We start from the raw sequence: 22,027 nt of genomic DNA, 5'->3' as shown, positions 1-22,027 counted from the left end.
CAAACGCTCCGCCGCCGCCCAGAACGCTCGACGGGTGCGGCTCCCTCAAGAAGAGCCGCGCCCATCCGGTTTGGGGAGCATCTGCCGAGTACAGTGCGACAGACAATGTGCGGTGGCCGGCTCTGTGCGTTGCGCGCCCTCGTAGACGCCGGCGGGCCGCTTGGTCGCCGTGGTGGCCAGCACGTGCCGGAGAGTGGCGGGATTGCTCAGCCTGATCTGCCCGCACCACAGGTACAGGTCGTTCTTCTTGGTATCCAAGATCCAGGACTTGCCCGCCGGCAGGCGGTCAAGGGGTTTCTGCTCCCAGATGTAGGAGCGGTCCGGGAAGGCGATGGTCCGAGAGGCGCCGCCGGGTGAGGACTTCGGGAAGCTGAAGTCGACGGCCACGACCTTACCGCCGCCGAGCTTGTAGACGGTTCGCGATCGGGTAGTGACGTGCTCCTTCTTCGGACCCCAGACGGTTCGGGAGACCGAGCTGTACCGCACTCCGCCATGCCCGTTGAGCTGCTGCTTCAGCGCCGTGACCAGACCGGGACGGGTAGCGGCTTCGGCGTGCGGGACGGTGACCGAGACCGATGCTGCCAGCAAGAGAGCCATCCCCATCGTCCATGCTCATGCTTCCCCTCTCGATTCCGTGCCGTCCGGAACGGAGGCTGTGGAAGACCTTCGCGAAGGAAATCTCAACCCTGTCACGGGTGCGCTTCGGCGGAGCCCAGCCCGAGCGAGCCGTGGGTGACGGCGTCGCCGGACGTGCCGGTGACCTGGGACGACAGCGACCCATGCCTGTGGCGCGGGGCTCGCGTCCTCCGCTACAGGTGACCGGCCATTCCTGCTCTCCGTGACTGGATCACCGAGGGAGGGCCAGAGCCCGTTGAGGTCAGCGCATGACACAGAACTCGTTGCCCTCGGGGTCGGCCATCGTCACCCAGTCGTCATGCTCGGCCAGCACGCGCGCGCCCAGCCCGACCAGCCTGCGGACCTCGGCGGACGGGGAGTCAGCCGTCAAGTCCAGATGCAGCCGGTTCTTGACGACCTTCGATTCGGGCACGAGCGAGAAGAAGAACCGCGGCCTGACCCCCGGCCCAGCCTCCACCAGGACGTTCGGATCATCCTCCGGATCGTCGATGCCGCTGCTCCGCAGGCGGTCCAGCTCCGCCTCGTCGTACGGGGCGACGTGGTAGTCGTCGAGCGCCGCCGCCCAGAACCGAGCCAGGGAGGCCGGATGCCGACAGTCGACCACGATGTCGTGGATGCGCGCCATGAAGTCGCATGCTCTCACGTGGGCGGCGCACCGCACGGACTGACTCATTGGCCCGACCCCGGTTTGGTGGGTTGGGTGATCTTCACGGGCGCTTGGCGGCTTGGACTATCGAGGGTTCACAGATCGGTGAATGCACTCACCTGCCCGCGAGGTCGCGTCCGTGCCAGCAGGGACAGACGCGACCTCGACTTAACTCACTCGCCCACCTGGGTCCGCCCCGAGGACCTTCATGAGGTCAGCAGTGCAGACACGGTAGAGATCTCCGATGCGGATCATGCGAACGGGGGACTCACCGTCGCGGGCGAGTTGGTCCACGGGCCCGTGGGGTTGGCGGTTACGCCGAGCAGGTGGGCGCGGCGGCTGCCGTGTTCGAGCGTGATCAGGCCGTACAGGCGTTTGAGGTTGACGGTGTCCACGTGCAGGAAGTCGATGGCGACGATGTGCTCGGCCTGGGTGGTCAGGAACTGCTTCCACGTTGGCCCGCTGCGGCGCGGTGCGGAGTCGATCCCGGCCCGTTTCAAGATGTTCCACACGGTAGAAGCCGGATCTTGTGGCCGAGGCGGGTGAGTTCACGTGGATGCGCCGGTGGCCCCATCTACGGCTACCCAAGGCGCCGCTCCGCGGCCGCTGGTTAACGACAACGCCGTCGGCCCGCTCTCACCGACGGGAACCGATGTTGGCCACCGCAGCGCCAGGGCTGGCCTATGCGCCTATGCGCCTATGGGACGTTCGAGACGATCTCGCAGCGGGTTGCGGCGTCGATTCCTGCCTCCCCATCACAGTCGTCTGGGGCACCGGGGCCGCCGTCGAGGAAGTCGTTGCGGGGGCCTCCCCTGAGCGTGTCGCCGCCGTCGCCGCCATCGACGCGGTCGTTGCCGCCTGCCGTCCCCACGGTCATGGTGACATCGAAGTCGGTGTTGTCGCCGAACAGTGCGTCGTTGCCCCCACGGCCGGAGATCACATCGTCGCTGGCTCTGGTGACGGTGGCATCCACCACGGCGCTATCGCCGACGAGAAAGTCGTCCGCGCTGCCGCCGATGATCAGGTCCCGGCCGGAGCCGGTGGCCCTTCCCCCTGCGGGGTCATTGATGTTGTGGTCCCCGATCGCCGCGAATCCGCCGTCAGTGCCCAAGCTCAGGAGGTCATTCCCGCCGCTTCCGCTCGCGTTCTGGGCAGCGTTGCTGTCTCCGATCAGGATTTCGCTGCCGGGCCCACCCAGGAGTAGATCGTCCCCGGCGCCCGAGGCGTCGCCGACTGTTGAGCCGGAGTCGCCGACCAGGTGTTCTTCGCCGGTGCCGCTGTCGGCGCCGCCGTCCAGACGGTCGTTTCCGCCACCGGATGCCCTGAGCCCCCGGCTGTCGCCGGTCATAAGATCATCGCCGTCACCGCCGAACAGAAGGTCGTTCCCCCCACCCGCGGCGGTGCCGTTGGGGGCGAAGCTGTCGCCGTTCATGAGGTCGTCTCCGGCACCGCCGAACAGGCGGTCATTGCCTTTACCGGAGGCGTGTCCGCTCTGGCGGAAGATGTCGCCATGCACGCCGTCATTGCCGGTACCGCCATTTATCTGGTCGTTGCCCAGCCCGCCGACAAGGATGTCGTCTCCGGCCATGCCGCAGATGAGGTCGTTACCCTGCCGGCCGTCGATGACGTCGGGACCCGCGGTCCCGACGATCACATCCCGGCCTGCGGTTCCGCTGGTCGGCATGTTGGGGGCCGCGATGATCGTGGCCGGCACGCCGAAGCACGTCGGCGGTTGTGTCCTGGCGTCGGCGACCCCGGACCAGGCGATCACTCCTGCCATGAAGACGCTGACCGACCCCGCTGCGGCGATCGACCTGGGCGGTGGTTTCCTCGATCCGCTGGATCTCGCTGCCTTTGGGTGCTCAGCGGCGTGTGTGTGGTGTTGCGCGGCCGTTGCCGCATTCCATTTCGTCACAATCAGTAGTCGTATCATCGCTAAACGGATGGGGATTTGCGCCACACCGGCGCTTGTTGGAGTGCGCCCGTTCCCAGTCCGTCGGCGACAAGAAGGGGTGCTGCTAGGACATGTGTCATGAACCCCAGACGAGCGGAAGGCTTCTCTAGTCTCGGCCCACTGGCGTGGGCCAGGCGCTTGCCGGTAGACCACATTTCATGGACTGGTGGGCAAATCTTCTGCAGGGCGCCATCAGCGCCGTCATCGGCGGCGTCGTGGCAGCCCTCACGGCTTGGGCTGTTGTCGCCGGCACGGGAAGACAGGCGCACCGCCAGGCGCTTGTCATCGACGCCCGGAATGCGGCGCGGACGCTGATCCAAGACACGGAGAAACTGATGCGATCGGTGATGCGCCTGGCACGCGTGCCAGGACCGCGTGATCAGCGAGAATGGCTCCTGCAACTGGACGAGGCCCGCATCACGTTCTTCAACCGGTACGTGATCCACATGGCGACGATCCAGGCAACAGATGAGAAGTTCGCCCTACGCCTGTCCGAGCTCATGGACCAGATCTACGAGGAGATGAAGGGATTCCAGCCACCCTGGGCCCACTCCCGATCCTGGCGTCGAGCGCAACGTCGGATGGCCGGCCAGCCCAGTCCGGTGCGCGAAAGATCGCGATTTGAGACGCTCACGGGAACGCTTGTGGAAGAGCTGACAGCGTGGCTAGCGCGTGGGTCGGGGCGCCGTTAGATACGTGCCACCAGCCGCCACATAGCATCCCGGTCGCCGAAACGCGCGACGGTCGCGGCCAGGAAGCCCGCGCCTTGGGCCGCCCACCCAACCTTCACGACCTTAACGAACTGGTTCGGAGATTCATGACCTTCACACCACCGGACCATTCACTCTTCGTCACCATTCTGATGCACTGAGCGTCGGCATTGTTGCGGCCCATTCCGGAGGTGGGCATGGAACTCCCCATCAGACTGCACGAGTACGACGTGCTGATAGAAGGGTTACAGCCTGGTTCCGTGGCCCACCAAGCCCGCGCCATCCTCCGCCAGGCGCTCCAGGACGCCGGCGTTGCGACCGAGGACGTCGACGACGCGGAGCTCGCGGTGGACGAACTCGCCGCCAACGCCGAAACGCACGCGTACCCGCCGTACGAAGCCCGTAGACGAGGTCGCCTATTTCCTGAATCTGCTCAACGATCTGGCGCAGGGCGGCCTGATGCCGTTGGTCGGCCGTCCTGAGAAAGTCTTCCGCCACCGGCGTGCTCGCGGCCGCCCTCGTCACGATGCGGATGATGTCGCCGAACTGCTCGTAGATGGTCACATACCCCTCGGCCAGCACTTCCATCTTCGCTCGCCCCGAGCCCGCGGCTTCGCACGCGGCGATAATGTCCAGCACCAGTTGCCCGGCGGTCCACATGTCCATGAGCGTGCCGAGCAGACCCCCCTTGCCACCGCACTGTGCGTACACAGTGGCGGGCGAGACGCGAGCGGCTCGAAAGTTTGCGGGACCCCCCGCGGTCCCCCACCCGCCTCTGCGCGACCAGGCTTTCGGCGTCCCGCCGCGCCCTGTCAGCCTCCTTCTTGCTGGAGGCGTACCGGCGGACTTCTCATGACCCTTCGGGTCTGGCCTGATCGCTGGAGACAGCGCTCAGGCCCTTGATCGTTCGTTAGCGCGGCGTTAGTGGTTTCAACCCGGCCAAGGAGCCGTTAGCGCCCCCAGAAAACCCTGAGGATCACTCGGTCCGGCATTCGATTGAACTCGGCAGCTGGGTTGCAAGGACTCGGAGACCCAGGCGCTGGAGCGCGGGCCATGGGCTGTCCTCAGCAGTGGGTGTGTGTGGAGCACCGGTCCCGCTGCGCATGCCATGGGTACATGACTCCTGTTCGGGTTACCAGCAGCCGAGCAGGCGACCGCCGGTGGGAATCGCTCGCGGTGTAGGTCTGCAGCGAGGACGGCGTCTTCGGGATGGTGAACAACTTGAATGACAGGGTCACGAGTTCGTAGAGCATCGTTCGGGTCGCCGAGGTGATCTCAGCGCCGTTGCCGTCTTACGGGTCAGCTCCGCAGGGTGCTCGAACAGCCTTCGCATTGCCGACGCCGACGTCGCTGACGTTGGCCTCCCCGCCTCTGCCGCTCGAAGGGGTGTCCGCTTGCCCGCCGATGCCGCACCCAGATTCGACAGGCCGCTGGGTACGGTGTGGCCGGAGTCTTCGGCAAGGCTGCGGGTGGCGTGGCGGACGCGGGATGCAGTCGCCGATGTTCACACGGTCGATCGCCGCGTACGAGGAAGCCTTGGGTGCGGCCAGGGCTCCGCCGGCTGTCACCCGATCAGCGGTCCGCGGGCGGGACGGGCTCTCCGTCGGCTACGAGTGCCGCGGTGATGCCGCGCTCCTTGGCGGCTCGGCGGAAGCGCGGTTCGATGTCGGGTTGTTCGATGTAGGTGGGCGGGTTGTGGAAGAGCCCGTAGTGGATCGCGCAGACGGTGGTGGCTCCGAGCGCGGCGGCGGCCTCGACCGCGTGCTCGGGCGTCATGGTGACGGGCACGTTGGCCTCGTAGCCTTCGAACCGGGCTATGACGCCGTTGACGGGCACGAACGCGACGTCGAACGGGCCGTGGTCGCGGGCTATCTGCCACCAGTTGCCGTGCCACATGGTGTCGCCGCAGTGGATGATCCGTTGTCCGGCGCCCGTCACGACCCAGGCGACCTGGTCGGCGTCGCTGCCTCGCCAGTCCAGCGAGGTGACGGGAGTCACTGTCAGCGGGCCGATGTGGCGGGGCTGTTCGAGCTCCTGCGGGATCGCGTCGATGCCGGCCTCCGCCAGCGTCGGCGCGATCGGTGCATGGCAGCCGACGGTCCCGGAGACCGCGAGCCGCGCGAGCAGCTCATGGTCGTAGTGGTCGGGGTGCAGATGTGTGATCAGGGCGTGCGTCCCGGGAGACGTGTCGATGGGAGGCAGGGGCCGGCGCGGCGGCCCCATGACGGGGGCGAGCGGCTCGGCGTGCTCAAGCGGGTCGATCAGCAGGCGGGTGTCGCCGAGGCGGATCTCGACGCCCGCCCACGCCAGGCGACGCAGGTGGAGAGTGCCGGCCTGGTCTGGACTGGTCATGCTGAACCTCCTGATGCGGCCGGTGGCCGCTGGTCGGACAATGATGCGTAGTGATCGATTCAGCCGCGTGGGCGGTCACGGGCCCGCCGGCCGCCGCGCTCATCGCGGGGAATCGCCGTTGCCGGCGGACATGCCGCGGTGCGGTGCGGCCGACCGTACGAGCGCGACGAGCGTGATCATCCCCGCGACCCCGAGTCCGGCGATGACCGCGGCCATGGGCATCGCGCTGCTGGATCCCTGGAACCCCACCAGAGGTGCGGCCAGCCCACCGAACAGGTACTGGGCGAAACCGAACAGTGCCGCCGCGGCGCCGGCGTGGTCGCCGTGGTTCTCCAATGCCAGTGTGAGGGCGTTCGGCAGCACCAGCCCCACGCTCGTGACCACGGTGAACAAGGCGGCGAGCATCGGCCAGAGCCCCGCGCCGGTGGCCACGAAGACGAGGAGGGCGACGCCGCCGGCCGCCGCGCCGATCACGCCGGCACCCAGCAGCGACCGCGTGTCGACGTGGCGGACGAGCCGCCCGCTCGCCTGTGCCGCGGCGACCAGCCCGAACGCGTTCACGGCGAACACCATGCTGTATTGCTCCGCGGACAGGCCGTGGATGGTCTCCAGGGCGAAGGGGGAGCCCGAGATGTAGGCGAACATGGCCGCGAACACGAAGGCGTTGGTGAGCGCATACCCCACGAGATGCCTGTCCTTCAGCAGGCGGACGTACACAGAGCCGGTTGCCCGCAGGCCGCCCGTCCTGCGCCGGTGCGGAGGCAGACTTTCCGGTAACACGCGGACACAGACGATGAGTACGACGCAGCTCAGCACGGCGAGTGCGACGAAGATCGCCCGCCAACCGGAGAGCCTCAGGATCTGGGCGCCCACGAGAGGAGAGAGCACCGGCGCGAGACCCGTCACCAGCAACAGCAGCGAGAAGTAGCGGGCCGCCGCCTTGCCCGCGTAGCGATCTCGGACGCACGCGTAAGCGATGACAAGAGCGAAGGCGCCGCCGACGCCTTGAAGGCCGCGGAACAGTATGAGGGACCCGACATTCGGGGCAGCGGCACAGAGAAGGCCCGCTAGCGTGTACACGCCGAGTCCGAGCAGCAAAGGCGTCCGCCTGCCCAGCGCGTCGCTCATCGGCCCGGCCACGAGCTGACCGACAGCCAGGCCGACCAGGCAGGTCGTCACCGTCAGCTGGATCAGCGAAGCAGAGCTGCGCAGATCGTCGGCGAGCACGGGCAGACCGGGTACGTAAGCGTCAGTGGACAGCGGTCCGAGCGCGACGAGAGCCCCGAGAACCAACAGGACGGACGTGCTCCAGACCGGCGCAGCACCCGCCTGGACCTCGGTGTTGGTCTCTTTCGTCATCTCCGGCTCCTCTCGCCGAGTCGTTGTCCGGCGCACCGCGGTCAGGACTTCAGCGCTGCCCGGACGACGTCCGCCAGCGCCGTCGGCGTCCGGCCGGTCAGGTCGGCGACCGTTGAGCTGACATTCGCGAGGAAGCCGCCGCGAGTCGCCGCGCCGAACGACGTCACCAACTGCGCGACCTCGTCGGGGAGACCGGCCGACCGCAAGCCGGCCATGGACGCGGCATCGTCGGCGCTGACGAGCTCGACGTCGCGGCCACCGATCTCGCGCGCGAGAGCCACCAGGTCATCGGCGCTCAACGCCTCGGGCCCGGTGACGTCGTAAGCCTGGCCCTCGTGCCCGTCCTGGGTCAGGACCGCTGCGGCCACCGCGGCACAGTCCGCACGGGTCACATAGGCGGTGGCGCCGGCGCCGCCGTTGGTCACAAGCCGGCCTGACGCGGCCGCCTGCTCGATGCCCGGCGTTTGCATGTGCGCGTACAGGTTGTTGCGCAGCATGGTCCACCGCAGGCCGCTGTCGCGCAGCGCCTGCTCCGTGCCGGCGTGATCGGCGACCACCAGTGCCGGGTTGGCCGGTACCGGCTTGGGGACCGAGGTGTAGATGGCGTGCCGGACCCCCGCGCCGGCCGCGGCCGAGATGGCCGCGCGGTGCGCGTCGAGGCGCGCGCCGACCGCGTCGGTGGAGATGAGCAGCAGCCGTTCGACGCCCGCGAACGCGGTGGCGAGCGTGCGCGCGTCGGTGAAGTCGGCTCGTCGCACGTCGGCACCGCGAGCGGCGAGATCGGCAAGAGCCTCGGGGCGCCGCGTGGTCAGTACGACCTCCCGCGGGTCGACAGCCTGCAGCACGAACTCGGCGGTGGCGCGTCCCAGAGGGCCGGAGGCTCCCGTGATGGCGATCGTCATGCTGACGCTCCAATTTGTAATTGTTACAGTTACGAATAGGTCAGCCGTACTGTAGCCATAACGGTTGCGATATGGCAACATGGAGGCATGGCACGGTCGAAGAACACCCAGTTCGCGGTCGCCGTGCACGTTCTGACCTACCTCGCCGGCCAGACCGGAGGCCGCCCCGTGAGCTCGGACGAACTCTCCGAGAGCACCAACGTCAACCCCGTCTATGTGCGTCGCGTGCTCGGCCCGCTGCGCGACGCCGCGCTGGTGCGCTCACGTCCGGGCGTGCACGGAGGCTGGGAGCTGGCGGTCGATGCCCGGGACATCACGCTCGCGCAGGTCTGGCGGCGCCTCCAGGGCACCGACCCGATACTCGGACTGCACGGGCCTGACCCGGCATGCGCGGTCGGCCGCGGTGTCCAGGAGTCGCTGACCACCCTCGATCGAGCGATCGCCGACGCCGTCGCAACCGAACTCGAGCAGTTCACCGTCCACGATGTCCTGACCGGAGAGCTGGCAACACCGGCGTAGCCGCCCCGCTGAAGGGCCGTCTCTCGAGAAAGACTCTGTGGCCGATTCAGGTTGCGATCCCCGGTTCCCGGAGGAGGGCGGAACTTGGGCTGCGGAAAAATGGAGAAGATCCGGGATCGGCCGCACTTGAGTGTGATGCCCGCCTAGCGGCACCATTCCTGGTAGCCGGACTTGAAGGGCGCGCCTGCCCACGGATACCTGTCGTCGGGCAGGTCGGGTGCTTTCGGTCTTGTCGCAGACCCGCCGGTGCCGTTGAGCGGGCAGGCCGCCAGCGGGCAGTTCGCGATCGTCCGTGAGGAACGGCTGCCGATCCGGCAGGACCACGACCACGACCCCCTCCGAGCCCTGCTCGGCGCCTGCGTGGATATGCCGGTCCGCGGCCGCAATGCCCCCGAGCGGCCTCTTCACAAGTGCCAGACAATGTGTTCTAAATCACATCATAATTCCTGTGGCGATGGATCCATCCCTGACGATTCCTCTGACCTGTGATCATTGTCCCGGTCATTCGCTCATCGATGACCGTCTGTGTCGGGAAAGCGACGCTCCCATCGTTGACCGATCTAGAGTTGTCGATCACATTCCTACCAATCGTCCTTATATCCGCTTTAGGCGCACGAAGGCCCTCTTGCCCGGGTCTGCGCCAGCGTGCCGTGAAGGAGTTCTGGGATGCGCCGTCCTGGTTTACGGATGTGGTGGGTGACCTTGGTGATCGGGCTCGCATCGCTGGTGCTGATCTCCAGCGTGGGAGCCCCTGATCAACTGATCCAGCAGGCCGCGGCGGCCGCTCCGGATCCCGAGCCGTCGGTGGACGGCCGGCAGGTTCCGGCGAAGAAGACGGCCAAGGGGGCGGAGGAGTCCGCGCCGAAGGTGACCCGGAAGAAGCCGGTGTGGCCCAAGGCGGGCCAGGCCGAGGTGAGCGTGCCGGAGCCGGGCAAGCTGGCCGGGGCCGGGGCGCTGCCGGTGCGGGTGGGCCAGGTCGAGGGCGCGGGGCCGGACAAGGTGACGGTGGAGACGCTGGCGCCGGAGACCGCGGCGAAGCTGGGTGGGGTGGGCGTGGCGGCCCGGGTGGTGCGCGCCGACGGCGGCACGGAGCCGGGCAAGGTACGGGCGGCGTTCTCCTATGCCGATTTCCGGGACGCCTACGGCGGCCAGTACGCCACCCGGTTGCAAGTGGTGCGGCTGCCCGCGTGCGCCGTACAGGTGCCACGGCCGAAGACATGCGTCATGCGTCCCACAGTGGTGCCGTCGACCAACGACATCAAGGCGGGCACGCTGACCGCGGAGGTGGAGGCGGCCCCCGTCGGCGCGAGGGAGGCGGCGGTCACGCCTCCGGCGCCCGGCAAGGACCCCAAGGCGGACGCGGCCAAGGCAGCGCAGAACCGGTTGGCGGCGCAGCTGGCCGCGGGTTCGGTGTATGTGCTGGCCGCCGGCCTGACCGGGCCGGACGGCAACTGGGGCGCCACCGATCTGAAGCCGTCGGGCACCTGGCAGGCGGGCACGTCCGGGGGCGGATTCGACTATGACGTGCCGTTGCCGGAGCCGCCGTCGGTGGCCGGCAACGGGCCGGATCTGTCGCTGCAGTACAACGCCTCGTCGGTGGACGGGGAGGGGGATTGGACCAACAACCAGTCCAGCGTGGTCGGCGAGGGCTGGGATCTGAGCGCGGGGTTCATCGAGCGGCGTTTCCGCCGCTGTGACGTGTGGACCGAGTATGACCCCAACAACGCGGATCTGATCTGGTACGCCGAGGAGGCCAAGAACGGCCGGGCGTTGTGCTGGGAGGCGCCGGACGAGACGGTGGCCGGCGTGGACCGGACGCAGTCGGAGCTGGTGCTGAGCGCGGGCGGCCGGTCGGCGCAGATCGTCAAGACCACGGCAGGGGCGTGGAAGACGGTCCCGGACTTCGGCTGGAAGGTGGAGCAGGTTCCCGGGGGCGCGGACGGCAACGCGTACTGGAAGGTCACCGACCGGGAGGGGCAGGTCTGGCGGTTCGGTTACACCAAGGACGCCCAGTGGCAGGTGCCGTACGTCGGGGACGAACGGGGTGAGCCGTGCTTCGACCGGTACTGGGACAACTTCATCCCGCCCACCTGTACCGGGGTGTGGCGGTGGAACCTGGACCAGGAGGTCGACCGCAACGAGAACGTGACCGACTACTCCTACTACCGGGATGTCAACCACTTCTGCCTGCCCTCGTGCACCGATGAGGTGTACGAGGTGCTGCCTTATGACCGGGGCGGGTTCCTGTCCTCGGTCACGTGGGGCCACAACACGCAGGCCGCCGGGAGCGAGCCGACCGCGCGGATGACGTTCACCACCGACACCCGCGACGGGGATGACGTGCCCACCGATCTGCACTGTGCGCAGGCGGCGGGTTGTGCCAACGACGGGATCGCGTTCTTCGCCACGCGCCGGTTCGAATCGGTGGCGACTGAATCCCTCAACCCCGGCTCGGGGGAATGGGACCTGGTGGACGAGCTGTACTTCACCCACACGTGGGTGTATCAGCGCACCGATCAGGGGCTGCCGTGGGACGCGGCGATGTGGCTGGACACCGTGCAGCAGAGCGGCGTGGCCACCTCACCGGAGGTGACGCTGCCGCCGCTGGACTTCGACGCGGTGATGCTGGCCGGCCGGATGGACTACATCAACACCTCCGACTGGGAGGACCAGCTGTCCTGGCGGATGGTGCCAAGGATCGCGGCGATCAACAACGGGATGGGCGGGCGGATCGAGGTCAGCTACGGTCAGGCCGACCCGTGCGGCGGCGGCAAGGGCCGCGACGGCACCAATTACATGAGTGACCAGGTCGGCGACTGCTACCAGGTCGACATGGGCAGCGACCCCGAGGGCGGCTACGAGGCCTGGGCCCGCTTCTACAAGCAACTGGCCACCAAGGTGGTCGAGCGCGACATGGTCGGCGGCTCCCCGGACATGGTCAGCAGCTACGAGTTCCTGGGCAGCCCGCGCTGGACGGACCCGGTCCAGATCGCCGAGCCTGAGCTGGCCCCGGACGGTTCGGACTGGCGCGGCTACGGCCAGGTCCGCACCGTTGAGGGTTCGGGCAGCGACCCGGCCGGCTACAGCGTCAGCACGCGGACGTTCTTACGCGGCACCGGCGGCACGGTTACCGACTTCGACGGCACCGCCACCACCGACGTGAGCCTGCTGCAGGGCCAGGTGCTGCAGGAGCAGACCTGGCAGATGACCGCACTCAGCCCGCGCGCGTACACCGAGGTCGACTCCACCCGCTGGGAGTACACGCTCAAGCCCACCGGCACCGGATGGGCCGGCCAGAACCCGGCGCATGTGGTGCAGACCCGTGAGCGTTCCCGGGAGAAGGTCACCGGCGGCACCTGGAGCTACACCGACGAGAAGATCGTCCCCAACGACGACGGCCTGCCAAGGACGATCAACGATTACGGCCAGGACGGCGTCGCCACCGACAACTCCTGCACCTCCATCAGCTACGCGCGCAACGTCGATGCCGGCCAGTGGCTGATCGACTTCCCATCGGTGGTGGAGAAACGCTCCGGCGACGACTGCGCCGCGGGAACCCTGGTCGGCAAGACGATCACGCTGTACGACGCGGGCACGGATCCGGCGACGAACAAGCCCAGCGACGGCAACCCCACCGAGGTCCGTACCTACGCGAACGCGAGCACGATCTCCACGGCCAAGGCCACCTTCGACGACTACGGCCGGACGCTGACCGAGACCGACCCGCTCGGCAAGACCACCACGACCACCTACACCCCGGCGATCGGCTGGCCGAACGACGGCATCACGGTCAGGAATCCGCTCGGCCACACCGCGACCACCCGGCTCTCCCATACGCTGGGCAAGCCGACCTCGGCGACCGATGCCAACGGCAAGATCACTGAGATGGACTACGACGGCTTGGGGCGTACCGTCGCGTTGTGGAAGCCGGGTCAGCCACGCGCCGGCGGGACCCCCAGTGCCACCGTCGCCTACGACATCGAATGGGACGGCTGGCACGGTCAGCCCGAGGTGCCGGTCAAGACCACCGTCAAGCAGTTGCTGACGGGAAGTGGCACCTCAGCCAAGTGGACCACCAACCACACTTATGAGGACGGTCTCGGCCGCCGCCGCGAGACCCAGACCGCCTCCCCCTCCGGCGGCCGGATCGTCCTCGCCACCACCTACAACGCGCGCGGCCTCACCGAGACGATCTCCGAGCCGGCGCACAACGACGATGAGCCGGGCAGCGGGCTGCTCAACCCCGCGCCGACCAGCCTGCCGCAATGGACCAAGACGGTTTACGACGGTCTGGAACGCGAAGTGGCGTCCATCGCCTATCACGAAGGCACCGAGCTGCGCCGTACCAGCACCGCGTACCCGGGTGCCGAGCGCACCGAGGTCACCCCGCCGGTCGGCGGCAAGACCGCCACCGTCACCGACGCCTTCGACCGCGTCGTCAAGGTCGAGGAATGGTCAGATGCCACCGTCCACGCCGACACCAGCTACGGCTACGACCTCAACGACAACCAGACCAAGATGACGGACGCCAACGGTAACGTCCGCACCTACACCTACGACTGGCTCAACCGGCGCACCGCCGCCATCGACCCGGATGCCGGCAACTCCAGTCACGGCTACGACGCAGCCGGCCGGCAGATCTGGACCATCGACGGCAACGGCCAGAAGGTCTCCACCGTCTACGATGACCTGGGCCGCCGCACCAGCCAGTGGGCCGGTGAGCCAGACACCGGCACCAAGCTCGCCGCCTGGACCTACGACACCGTCGCCAAAGGTCAGCTCGACGCCGCCACCCGCTACACCGGCGGCCAGGCCTACACCCAGACGGTCACCGCCTACGACAGCGACTACCGGCCCACCGCCAACACGATCACCATCCCGGCGAGCGAAGGCGCCCTCGGCCGCGACTACACCTTCACCTCCGCCTACGACGCGGCCGGCAACCTGCGCGAGCAGACCCTGCCCGCGGCCGGTGGCCTGGCCGCCGAGCAGCTCACCCACAGCTACACCGACCTCGGCTTCACCAAGGCCACCACCTCCGACCTGGGCGGCTTCACCTACGTCAAGGACACCGCCTTCACCGCCACCGGCAAGCTCGAAACCCGCCTGCTCGGTGGCGACGGCCAGATCAAACGTGTCCTGGAGCGCGATGCCACCACCGAGTGGCTCTCCCGGGTCACCACCCAGACCAAGGCGAACACGCCCACCCCGGACACCGTCCAGGACGACCGCTACAGCTACAACGTCGCCGGCAACATCACCCGCGTGCTGGACGCCGACTCGGCCGTCCCCGGCCAGACCGACGGCCAGTCCGAATGCTTCGCCTACGACGGCCTGCTGCGCCTGAAGACCGCCTACACCACCACGGCCGCCTCGTGCACCGGCGCCGGCGACGCCAAGGGCATCGACCCCTACAGCCAGGCCTACGCCTACGACAAGGTCGGCAACCTCACCACCCTGACCGACAACGGCGAGACCGCCACCTACGCCTACCCCTCCCCCGGCGCGGGCGCCGCCCGCCCCAACGCCGTCACCAGCATCGCCCGCCCGGGCGGCACCGACACCTACGCTTACGACGACAAGGGACAGCTCTCTGCCCGTACCGTCGCCGGCAAGCAGGCCACCTTCGACTGGGACCAGCTCGGCCGGCTCACCCAGGCCACCATCGACGGCCAGCAGACCGGCATGGTGTACGACGCCGCCGGTGAGCGTCTGATCCGGCGCGACCCCGACGGCGGCACCACCCTCTACCTGGGTGCCATGGAACTACGCCTGGCCGGCGGAGCGGTGGCCGGCAAGCGCTACTACAGCAGCGCCGACGGCGACCTGATCGCCATGCGGGATGCCACCGGTGTCACCTGGACGCTGGCCGGCAAGCACGGCAGCACCCAACTCGCCGTCAACGATGCCACCGGAACCGTCAGCCGCGAACGCTACCTGCCTTTCGGTCAACGCCGCGGCGTGGACGACCTGCCCTTCACCGACCGCGGCTTCCTCGGCAAGACCGAAGACGCCTCCACCGGCCTGACCTACCTGGGCGCCCGCTACTACGACCCGGCCATCGCCAAGTTCATCTCCACCGACCCCGAACTCGACCTGCGCACCCCCGAATGGGCCAACGCCTACTCCTACGCCGCCAACAACCCCATCGATCTGGCCGACCCCGACGGCCGCCGTGTCGACACCGGAAACCGGGAATCCGACGCCAACTTCGCCGAGACCCACAACCCCAACGGGGCGAAGAAGACCACCTACGAGAAGAAGGTGCACAAAAAGCGGCAGAAGCAGTACGAGGCGGACCGCAAGAAGGAAGCCCAGAAACGGCGGCAAGCGGCGCAGCGTAAAGAAGCCCGCGAACGCCTGTTGAAGAAGGACTACAACCTCCACAAAGCGGCAGAGGACGCTTATCGCAGAACGCACTGTGGCGCCAAGCGCTGCTCCGATGGGCAGGCCAAGCCGGACGGCCTGGTCGGCGAGGGCGAAGGCGTCATCGAAGACCTTCTCATCGATCGCCTCACCGGCGGAATCGGCCGCGGGGTCAAAAATGTGCTCAGGGCTGGGAAGCGTGGGGCGAAATCGTGCAGCAGCTTTGTGCCGGGCACGAAGGTGCTCATGGCGGACGGCACGATCAAATCGATCGAAGACGTTCGGGTGGGAGACAGAGTCGTCGCAACGGATGCCGATACGGGTAAGAGCTCGCCGGAGAAAGTAGCCGCTCTGATAGCCGGCAGAGCGGCTAAGAACCTGGTTCAGATAAGCGTCGAACAGCCTCTCTCCGCCTCCGGGGCCAAGTCCAGCCTTGTCGCTACCGAGAACCACCGATTCTGGGTGCCGAAAGCCGACAACTGGATGGAGGCCGGCAGGCTGGAAGTCGGGATGTCGCTCTTGACCGTGACAGGCGAACACGTCGAGATCGCAGCGATCAAGAAATGGAGCAAGGTACAGCAGGTCCATAACCTGACCATCGACGGCACCCCTACGTACCACGTCAAGATGGGCGAACACGCGGCCCTGGTCCACAACGACCGGTGCCCGGTGACCGGCAACAGCCACGGCGACCTGGGAGAACTCGCCACCAAGGAAAGACTCAAGGCGGCAGGCTACACCGACATCGTCGACGAGGTGCAGTTCCTCAACAGCCAGGGGAAGGATTTCCGCGCGGATTTCATCGCCAAGAATCCCAGTGGCCAGTGGATAGCCGTAGAGGTCAAAACCGGCAAGGGCGCGAAGCTTACGCCGAACCAAGAAGTCGGCTATCCGGAACTGAACGGTCGGACCGGTGCGGTCGTCAATACTAATAAACTCAAGGGTCTCGGACTGCCGAAGGGCACCCGGGTGAGCATCAAGGTCGAGATCGACATGTGGAAGTGCCCGGACTGCTGATACGCAAGGCGCTCAAGTCGAGCGCCTTGCCCGTTCGCCGGTGGCGGCGCGGCTTGTCCGTGTCACAACGATGAGTTAGGTTACCTGCTGTACCACGGGGTAAGGGTGGCGACCGACCGCGGCGGTTCGCCACCCGCCCTATACCGACTGCCATGAGCAGGGCCGGCCCGAGCGAAGAGTGAGCATTCATGGGAGTCAAGACCGCTGTACTCGTATACTCCGATGGAGACCCTGCCGATTTGCTTCGTGGCACAACAGAGCCTCTGCCCGATGCCACCGACGCCTTGGTCTCCGAGTTGAACCCGCAGTGGGTCAGGGCTGATTCGTCGGAAAATGCGCTGGTGGATTGTCTCTATCCGCGGGTTGGGCTTGCGTATGCCGCCAGCTTCTCCGGCGCGGATGTCATATGCGACAGGGCGTTGGCAATTGACCGCCCGTCCCTGCTGCCGGCTCACTACCTCCAGCGCAAGGTGCGTCCAAGGATATCCTTGCATGCCATGAATGGCTCATCGGACTGGTTCGCATATGCCGTCTGGGAAAATGGTGAGCTCATCCGGTCATTGAGCCTGGATCCCGATCGCGGGATCGTGGAGGACATAGGGACCCCGCTCGCGTTCGAAGCGCCGTTCTGGGCGGGACGACATCCTGTCGTGGCGCCGGGCGGGGGTGCCTATCCGCTGCCGTTCCATCCGGCAGCGCTGGGGGCGGAAGCGGCCATGCGGGCGCTGCTGGGATTCATCTTGGAAGGGAAGTCTTCCGGTGACGACATCGATCCCGAAGCGATCCGCATGATCGCATACCGTACTCCCGGAGGTGGTGTCACCAGCCAGGCCGAGGTCGATGATTTCAAAAGGACTCATCGTCTTGTCCGCTATGAATTCCGTTCGGATGGGTCCATGGTTCCGATCCATGAAGAGGGGTGATTCGCGTCGATGGCAAGCGGGCCGATGGGGTATTGATGACGGCGTGATCAACTCAGATGCGAGCCCTCGGCGAGGAAGGCGGGCAGCAGGGTGCGGCCAACGCTGCGCGCCAGTGGTTGGTGGATCCCTTGTGCGGCATGTTGAACTACGCCGTCGGCAGCATGCTGGTGGCGGTCAATGTGGCGCTGCGCAACGGGGGCAGCTGCGGCGGCCGATCCGTTCGGCGGCAAGCTCTTCCTCACCGACGGTGAGTCCGCCTGGGTGCGGCACGACGGGGTCGATGCGCAGCTGGTGCCCACGCCGGGTTCGTCGAGCGGTTCCGGCCGCGGGTCGTGTCCACGACGTTGGCGTTGGCCTGGGTTGCGGCTGGCAAACGCGCCGCGTACGTCACCGATGGCGGTGATCTGTCCGGGAGCGTGCATTTCGCCGCCGGGATCGCTGTGTGCCGGGCCGCCGGCTGTGTGATCACCGGGATCGACGGTGCCCCGATCGGGCAGGCAAGCCACGGGCCTGTGGTGGCCGCCGACGCCAAGACCCACGGGCTGCTGATGTCGATGATCCACAGCCGAAACCAGTGCTGTGACCGCATCAGGGACTCGTCGAGTACTTCCAGGGTGACCGGTAGCCGAGCGCCGAATGCAGGCGCCCGCGACAGACCACCCATGACCACGCCGAGCGCCATGATCTGAGCCGCCAAGGATGGCCTCTCCTACCTGGTCGCGGGTCGCAGCTCGGTGGGGGTCAGGACTGTGCTGCGGCCGGGTCTGTGGGTTCGTCGGTGGGTGTGCGGCGTTTGCGGGGGGCGGCGGAGCGGGGCGGCTGGGCGCGCATGTGGTCGCGAACGCGGGTCATGATGTCGCCGAGGTGGCGCAGGTCGTCGTCGGCGAGGGGGTCGAACAGCAGGTGGCGGGCGACCTCGATGTGGCCGGGCAGCACGGCGGCGACGCGTTCGAGGCCGGCGGGGGTGATGGTGACCAGGGTGGCACGTTCGTCGTCGGAGCTGGGGGCGCGGGTGACAAGACCGGCCTTCTCCAGCTGGGCGGCCTGGTAGGTGAGGCCGCTGCGGCTGTAGACGACACTGTCGGCCAGCGCGGTCATGGTCAGCTGCCCGTGAGCGTCGGCCAGACGGGCCAGGAGCTGGAACTGCACCCAGCTGAGATCGCCCTCGGCGCGTAGCTGCTGCTCAACGGCGTGCTGGAGCAGGCTGACTGCCTCCATGAGAGCGAAGTAGGCCCCCAGTTGCTCTGGTTTGAGGACGCCGTGGTCGTCGGTGTCGGTCATCCCCCTACCGTATCTGCTTCAAATTCGCAGCATAGTGACCGACGTCACAGGACTCAGGGGTATTGCTTTGAACTCGAAGCAGGTTACGGTCGCCAAGTGCTTCGGATTCGAAGCACATGAGTGAGGGAGAAAAGCCATGAAGGCAGTTCGGTACCACCGTTACGGCGACAGCGACGTCCTGGTCTATGAAGAGGCCGCCCGCCCGGTTCCGGCGGCGGGGCAGGTGGTGGTGAAAGTGGCCGGCACCTCTTTCAACCCGGTCGACGTGGCGATCCGCGCCGGTTATCTGCAGCAGGCGTTCCCCCTCGCCTTCCCGCACGTGCCGGGCATCGACGTGTCCGGAACCGTCGACGAGGTCGGTGCGGGCGTCCTCGGCTGGAAGGCCGGCGACGCGGTCGTGGGGTTCTCGCCGATGAACGCCGACGGCGCGGCCGCCGCCTACGTCGCCGTCCCGGCCGAGATCCTGGCCGCCGCACCCCGGACGGTGGAGCCGGCCGACGCCGCGGCACTGCCCGCGGTCGGCCTGACGGCCTGGCAGTCGCTGTTCGAGCACGCCGATCTGAAGGCCGGGCAGAGCATCCTGGTCAACGGGGCGGGCGGTGCGGTCGGCGGGTACGCCGTCCAACTCGCCGCGCAGGCCGGAGCCGTGGTCACCGCGACCGCCAGCGCCCGCAGCGCCGACCGGGTACGCGGCTACGGCGCCGAGGAGATCGTCGACTACACCGCCACCCCCGTCACCGGGACCGGTGAGCGGTTCGACGTCGTCCTCAACCTGGTGATCACCTCACCGCAGGAGACCGCGGCGCTGGTCGGCCTCGTGGCCGACGGCGGGGTGTTCGTCAGCACCACCACCCCCGGCCAGGATGACACCGACCGGGACGTACGGGCCGTGCGGGTCTTCGCCCGCAGTGACGCCGCCCAGCTCGCCGAGCTCGTCGCCCGCGTCGACTCCGGCGATCTGAAGATCGACGTCGCCGCCCGGCGGCCCCTGTCCGACCTGGCCGCCGTCCACGACGAGGCCATCACCGGACGGCTGGCCGGCAAGACCGTCCTCACCCCCGCCTGACCAACGCACAGCTCCCGGCCTCCCCCGCCGGATACGCGGCCACCGCCACGCACACCGCAAGCAGAACCGTCATGTCCTTCAGCCGGCTCGCCGAAGCTCTGCCACCATGCCCACCGGTCAGCCGAGCTGACCTCGTCAGCTCGGCTCGGTGGACGCGGTGACCACGTTGACCGCGTGGCGACGGTGGGTGGCGAACAGCGCGAGCGCGGTCTCGGTGTCACGCGAGCGCAACGCGGTGACCAGTTCGCGGTGCTCGCGCGGGACGAACTCGAGGTATCCCTGGGTGCTGAGGTTGATCCTGGTCAGCAGGAACAGGTGGACCTGGCAGCGGATGGCCTGCCAGGCCTCGGCAAGGCGCTGGTGCCGGGTGGCGGCGAACACGGCATCGTGGAAGGCGATGTCCTGCCGTACCATCTCGTGCTCGTCCGCGGCGCGGTCCATCAGGCCGGCCGCCTTGTCGATGGAGGCGAGGTCCTCTTCCGAGGCATGGGCGATGACCTGCCGGACGGCGAGGTCTTCCAGCGCGCCCCGCAGGCTGTCGAGCTCGGCGACGTCCTCGGGCGACAACGTGGTCACCGTGGTGCCGCGGTGCCACGCGCAGTGCACCAGGCCCTCGCGCTCCAGCAATCGCAGCGCCTCACGCACCGGGCCGCGGCTGACATCCATCACGCCGGACAGTTCCACCTCCCGCAGTGGCGTACCAGGGGGGTAGGCCCCGCTGAAGACAGCCTCCCGAATGCGGTCGGCGACCTCCTCGGCCAGCCCTCGGCGGCGCGCGGGGGCCACAACGCCGTGCTCATTCATGGCTTTACCTCCTCCAATGGTTCAATGTTAACATCTGGACAATCCCACCCCGAGGAACCAGCCGCGCACCGGAAGGACGTCCACACCATGCCCTCCACCGATTCCCAGATCCCCCGCTTCCACCTGGCCGTACCAGTCGACGACCTGGCCGAAGCACGCCGCTTCTACGGCCAGGTTCTCGGCCTTGAGCAGGGCCGCAGCGCCGACACCTGGGTCGACTGGAACCTGCGCGGCCACCAGTTCGTCACCCACCTCGCCCCGGCCCGCGCCCAGCGCATCCACAACCCGGTCGACGGCCACGACGTGCCCGTACCGCACTTCGGACTCATCCTGACCATCACCGACTTCCACGACCTCGCCGACCGCCTCCGCAGCGCGGGCACCGCGTTCGTCATCGAGCCGTACGTACGCTTCGAGGGCCAAGCCGGCGAGCAGTGGACGATGTTCCTGCTCGACCCGGCGGGCAACGCCCTGGAGTTCAAGGCCTTCGCCGACGACTCGCAGATCTTCGCCACCTGACGACGTACGCCACCGGCCGGCTTCCGGCGCCGCAACCGACTTCCCCGGGGGCCGCATCCGGTGCGGCAACAGTTCCAGCGCGCCGGGATGCCGTGAGCGTGCGCAGGCCGTGCCGTACGACGATTGCGGTGTCGTCGCCAGGAGCGGCCGGCCACTCGCGGTCGCCACGACGAGTTCGGGGGCGGCTGATGTCGTTGAGGTGGTCGGCGACCGAGCGCCGCGCGGCACCTACTCGCTGTCGTCGCGGTACGGCGCGTCGAGGATCAGGAGGGTGGCCCTCCGCTCGGCAGGACGGTACCCGGGTGGACGCGGCGCGCATGGTGGCCGTGAAGTAGTCCCCGGGCAGGTCGTCGAGCAGAGCGTCGCGCATCAGGTCGCTGCGTTCGCGGAGCGCCGGCGCGCGCCAGGGCGGATTCGGCCGCGCGGAGTCAGGGCAACCACGCCCGTGGCGACACGGTCCACAGGGCCGTGACGAGGCACGGCGGCGTGGGCACCGATCAGGTCGTCGTGGATGCCCAAGGCCTGGTAGGTCAGCTGGATGCGCCCCGCGTCGGGGTGGACGTAGACCTTGAACGCTCGCATGAGCGGCCGGATACGGACACCCTCTCCGGCGTTCGCGGAACCGAGCCTGCTACGTGCGACCCCGAAGGTCAGCGCGATGAAGTGGTCGGCCGCGAGTCGCGCGTCCGAGACATCGAGCAACCCGGCCCGGGCGAGGGCGGTGAACCGCTCACCGGAGGGCCTCGTCGGGCGTGGCCCGCTTCTGCGCGGAAGCCTCACGCAGCGTCTTCGCCGTCGGCGTGAACGAACCTCAGCGGAGCTACACTGCATGCTGTAGCTTACTACACTGCATGATGTAGTGTAGCCATCGGGGGCCAACTGGAGCGGTCATCGTGAAGGCTCTGATCTCGGGCGTGCGAGCACCGCAAGGCCCACACCCGCGCGTCGAATGCGTCGCCACGGCTTCGATGTC

At 67.9% G+C, this 22,027-nt stretch carries 19 protein-coding genes; 9 read left to right on the top strand and 10 right to left on the bottom strand.

Features of this window, described 5'->3' with window-relative positions:
• Positions 1-45: 45 nt before the first annotated feature.
• The 4 genes from ACTMTF_RS26135 to ACTMTF_RS26120 form a co-directional block, all read right to left on the bottom strand.
• Complete coding sequence (locus ACTMTF_RS26135) at positions 46-597, bottom strand: hypothetical protein (RefSeq protein ID WP_441113046.1); 552 nt, start codon at positions 595-597, stop codon at positions 46-48.
• A gap of 280 nt (positions 598-877) precedes the next feature.
• Positions 878-1,261, bottom strand: a complete 384-nt coding sequence (locus ACTMTF_RS26130; protein ID WP_441113045.1) for a VOC family protein — start codon at positions 1,259-1,261, stop codon at positions 878-880.
• A 272-nt stretch (positions 1,262-1,533) separates the two neighbouring features.
• Positions 1,534-1,794, bottom strand: a complete 261-nt coding sequence (locus ACTMTF_RS26125) for a hypothetical protein (protein ID WP_441113044.1) — start codon at positions 1,792-1,794, stop codon at positions 1,534-1,536.
• A 185-nt stretch (positions 1,795-1,979) separates the two neighbouring features.
• Positions 1,980-3,053: a calcium-binding protein gene (locus ACTMTF_RS26120; protein ID WP_441113043.1), complete on the bottom strand. Its 1,074-nt coding sequence runs from the start codon at positions 3,051-3,053 to the stop codon at positions 1,980-1,982.
• Between the two features lie 341 nt (positions 3,054-3,394).
• Between ACTMTF_RS26120 and ACTMTF_RS26115 the strand changes: the two genes are divergently transcribed.
• Both ACTMTF_RS26115 and ACTMTF_RS26110 read left to right on the top strand, forming a co-directional pair.
• Positions 3,395-3,928, top strand: a complete 534-nt coding sequence (locus ACTMTF_RS26115; RefSeq protein WP_441113042.1) for a hypothetical protein — start codon at positions 3,395-3,397, stop codon at positions 3,926-3,928.
• 215 nt (positions 3,929-4,143) lie between these two features.
• Positions 4,144-4,428 carry an ATP-binding protein gene (locus ACTMTF_RS26110; protein ID WP_441113041.1) on the top strand — a complete coding sequence of 95 codons (285 nt, stop codon included), beginning with the start codon at positions 4,144-4,146 and terminating at the stop codon, positions 4,426-4,428.
• A 1,090-nt stretch (positions 4,429-5,518) separates the two neighbouring features.
• On the opposite strand, the gene ACTMTF_RS26105 is transcribed toward ACTMTF_RS26110, so the two are convergent.
• From ACTMTF_RS26105 to ACTMTF_RS26095, 3 genes are all read right to left on the bottom strand, one after another.
• Positions 5,519-6,298, bottom strand: coding sequence for an MBL fold metallo-hydrolase (locus tag ACTMTF_RS26105; RefSeq protein ID WP_441113040.1), 780 nt, complete (start codon positions 6,296-6,298; stop codon positions 5,519-5,521).
• Between the two features lie 99 nt (positions 6,299-6,397).
• Positions 6,398-7,657, bottom strand: a complete 1,260-nt coding sequence (locus ACTMTF_RS26100; RefSeq protein ID WP_441113039.1) for a multidrug effflux MFS transporter — start codon at positions 7,655-7,657, stop codon at positions 6,398-6,400.
• Positions 7,658-7,698: 41 nt separating this feature from the next.
• Positions 7,699-8,559, bottom strand: coding sequence for an NAD(P)H-binding protein (locus tag ACTMTF_RS26095; protein ID WP_441113038.1), 861 nt, complete (start codon positions 8,557-8,559; stop codon positions 7,699-7,701).
• Between the two features lie 87 nt (positions 8,560-8,646).
• On the opposite strand from ACTMTF_RS26095, the gene ACTMTF_RS26090 reads away from it, so the two are divergent.
• The 5 genes from ACTMTF_RS26090 (at position 8,647) to ACTMTF_RS26070 (ending at position 18,073) form a co-directional block, all read left to right on the top strand.
• Positions 8,647-9,078 carry an Rrf2 family transcriptional regulator gene (locus ACTMTF_RS26090; RefSeq protein WP_441113037.1) on the top strand — a complete coding sequence of 144 codons (432 nt, stop codon included), beginning with the start codon at positions 8,647-8,649 and terminating at the stop codon, positions 9,076-9,078.
• Between the two features lie 666 nt (positions 9,079-9,744).
• Positions 9,745-16,461 carry an RHS repeat-associated core domain-containing protein gene (locus tag ACTMTF_RS26085; RefSeq protein WP_441113036.1) on the top strand — a complete coding sequence of 2,239 codons (6,717 nt, stop codon included), beginning with the start codon at positions 9,745-9,747 and terminating at the stop codon, positions 16,459-16,461.
• A 188-nt stretch (positions 16,462-16,649) separates the two neighbouring features.
• Complete coding sequence (locus tag ACTMTF_RS26080) at positions 16,650-17,384, top strand: DUF6928 family protein (protein ID WP_441113035.1); 735 nt, start codon at positions 16,650-16,652, stop codon at positions 17,382-17,384.
• Positions 17,385-17,440: 56 nt separating this feature from the next.
• Positions 17,441-17,635: an inositol monophosphatase family protein gene (locus ACTMTF_RS26075; RefSeq protein ID WP_441113034.1), complete on the top strand. Its 195-nt coding sequence runs from the start codon at positions 17,441-17,443 to the stop codon at positions 17,633-17,635.
• Positions 17,636-17,641: 6 nt separating this feature from the next.
• Positions 17,642-18,073 carry an inositol monophosphatase family protein gene (locus tag ACTMTF_RS26070; protein ID WP_441113238.1) on the top strand — a complete coding sequence of 144 codons (432 nt, stop codon included), beginning with the start codon at positions 17,642-17,644 and terminating at the stop codon, positions 18,071-18,073.
• Positions 18,074-18,125: 52 nt separating this feature from the next.
• Here ACTMTF_RS26070 and ACTMTF_RS26065 read toward each other — a convergent pair whose 3' ends face one another.
• A complete protein-coding gene (locus tag ACTMTF_RS26065) occupies positions 18,126-18,665 on the bottom strand; it encodes a MarR family winged helix-turn-helix transcriptional regulator (RefSeq protein ID WP_441113033.1) in 540 nt (179 codons plus the stop codon).
• Positions 18,666-18,801: 136 nt separating this feature from the next.
• Here ACTMTF_RS26065 and ACTMTF_RS26060 point away from each other — a divergent pair, with 136 nt between their 5' ends.
• Positions 18,802-19,731, top strand: coding sequence for an NADP-dependent oxidoreductase (locus ACTMTF_RS26060; protein WP_441113032.1), 930 nt, complete (start codon positions 18,802-18,804; stop codon positions 19,729-19,731).
• A gap of 135 nt (positions 19,732-19,866) precedes the next feature.
• Here ACTMTF_RS26060 and ACTMTF_RS26055 read toward each other — a convergent pair whose 3' ends face one another.
• Complete coding sequence (locus ACTMTF_RS26055) at positions 19,867-20,535, bottom strand: GntR family transcriptional regulator (protein WP_441113031.1); 669 nt, start codon at positions 20,533-20,535, stop codon at positions 19,867-19,869.
• 87 nt (positions 20,536-20,622) lie between these two features.
• On the opposite strand from ACTMTF_RS26055, the gene ACTMTF_RS26050 reads away from it, so the two are divergent.
• Positions 20,623-21,054 carry a VOC family protein gene (locus tag ACTMTF_RS26050; protein ID WP_441113030.1) on the top strand — a complete coding sequence of 144 codons (432 nt, stop codon included), beginning with the start codon at positions 20,623-20,625 and terminating at the stop codon, positions 21,052-21,054.
• Positions 21,055-21,423: 369 nt separating this feature from the next.
• On the opposite strand, the gene ACTMTF_RS26045 is transcribed toward ACTMTF_RS26050, so the two are convergent.
• Positions 21,424-21,834 carry a hypothetical protein gene (locus tag ACTMTF_RS26045; protein ID WP_441113029.1) on the bottom strand — a complete coding sequence of 137 codons (411 nt, stop codon included), beginning with the start codon at positions 21,832-21,834 and terminating at the stop codon, positions 21,424-21,426.
• Positions 21,835-22,027 lie beyond the last annotated feature (193 nt).

It is taken from the genome of Nonomuraea sp. ZG12, assembly GCF_052068115.1.
Taxonomy (GTDB): domain Bacteria; phylum Actinomycetota; class Actinomycetes; order Streptosporangiales; family Streptosporangiaceae; genus Nonomuraea.
This window is presented reverse-complemented; position numbering and strand designations above follow the sequence as displayed.

What these genes read in the sequence shown, in the direction of transcription:
- ACTMTF_RS26135 (WP_441113046.1), bottom strand. Translation starts at nt 597, where the DNA reads ATGGCTCTCTTGCTGGCAGCATCGGTCTCGGTCACCGTCCCGCACGCC.
- ACTMTF_RS26130 (WP_441113045.1), bottom strand. Translation starts at nt 1,261, where the DNA reads ATGGCGCGCATCCACGACATCGTGGTCGACTGTCGGCATCCGGCCTCC.
- ACTMTF_RS26115 (WP_441113042.1), top strand. Translation starts at nt 3,395, where the DNA reads ATGGACTGGTGGGCAAATCTTCTGCAGGGCGCCATCAGCGCCGTCATC.
- ACTMTF_RS26110 (WP_441113041.1), top strand. Translation starts at nt 4,144, where the DNA reads ATGGAACTCCCCATCAGACTGCACGAGTACGACGTGCTGATAGAAGGG.
- ACTMTF_RS26105 (WP_441113040.1), bottom strand. Translation starts at nt 6,298, where the DNA reads ATGACCAGTCCAGACCAGGCCGGCACTCTCCACCTGCGTCGCCTGGCG.
- ACTMTF_RS26100 (WP_441113039.1), bottom strand. Translation starts at nt 7,657, where the DNA reads ATGACGAAAGAGACCAACACCGAGGTCCAGGCGGGTGCTGCGCCGGTC.
- ACTMTF_RS26095 (WP_441113038.1), bottom strand. Translation starts at nt 8,559, where the DNA reads ATGACGATCGCCATCACGGGAGCCTCCGGCCCTCTGGGACGCGCCACC.
- ACTMTF_RS26090 (WP_441113037.1), top strand. Translation starts at nt 8,647, where the DNA reads ATGGCACGGTCGAAGAACACCCAGTTCGCGGTCGCCGTGCACGTTCTG.
- ACTMTF_RS26085 (WP_441113036.1), top strand. Translation starts at nt 9,745, where the DNA reads ATGCGCCGTCCTGGTTTACGGATGTGGTGGGTGACCTTGGTGATCGGG.
- ACTMTF_RS26080 (WP_441113035.1), top strand. Translation starts at nt 16,650, where the DNA reads ATGGGAGTCAAGACCGCTGTACTCGTATACTCCGATGGAGACCCTGCC.
- ACTMTF_RS26075 (WP_441113034.1), top strand. Translation starts at nt 17,441, where the DNA reads ATGCGAGCCCTCGGCGAGGAAGGCGGGCAGCAGGGTGCGGCCAACGCT.
- ACTMTF_RS26065 (WP_441113033.1), bottom strand. Translation starts at nt 18,665, where the DNA reads ATGACCGACACCGACGACCACGGCGTCCTCAAACCAGAGCAACTGGGG.
- ACTMTF_RS26060 (WP_441113032.1), top strand. Translation starts at nt 18,802, where the DNA reads ATGAAGGCAGTTCGGTACCACCGTTACGGCGACAGCGACGTCCTGGTC.
- ACTMTF_RS26055 (WP_441113031.1), bottom strand. Translation starts at nt 20,535, where the DNA reads ATGAATGAGCACGGCGTTGTGGCCCCCGCGCGCCGCCGAGGGCTGGCC.
- ACTMTF_RS26050 (WP_441113030.1), top strand. Translation starts at nt 20,623, where the DNA reads ATGCCCTCCACCGATTCCCAGATCCCCCGCTTCCACCTGGCCGTACCA.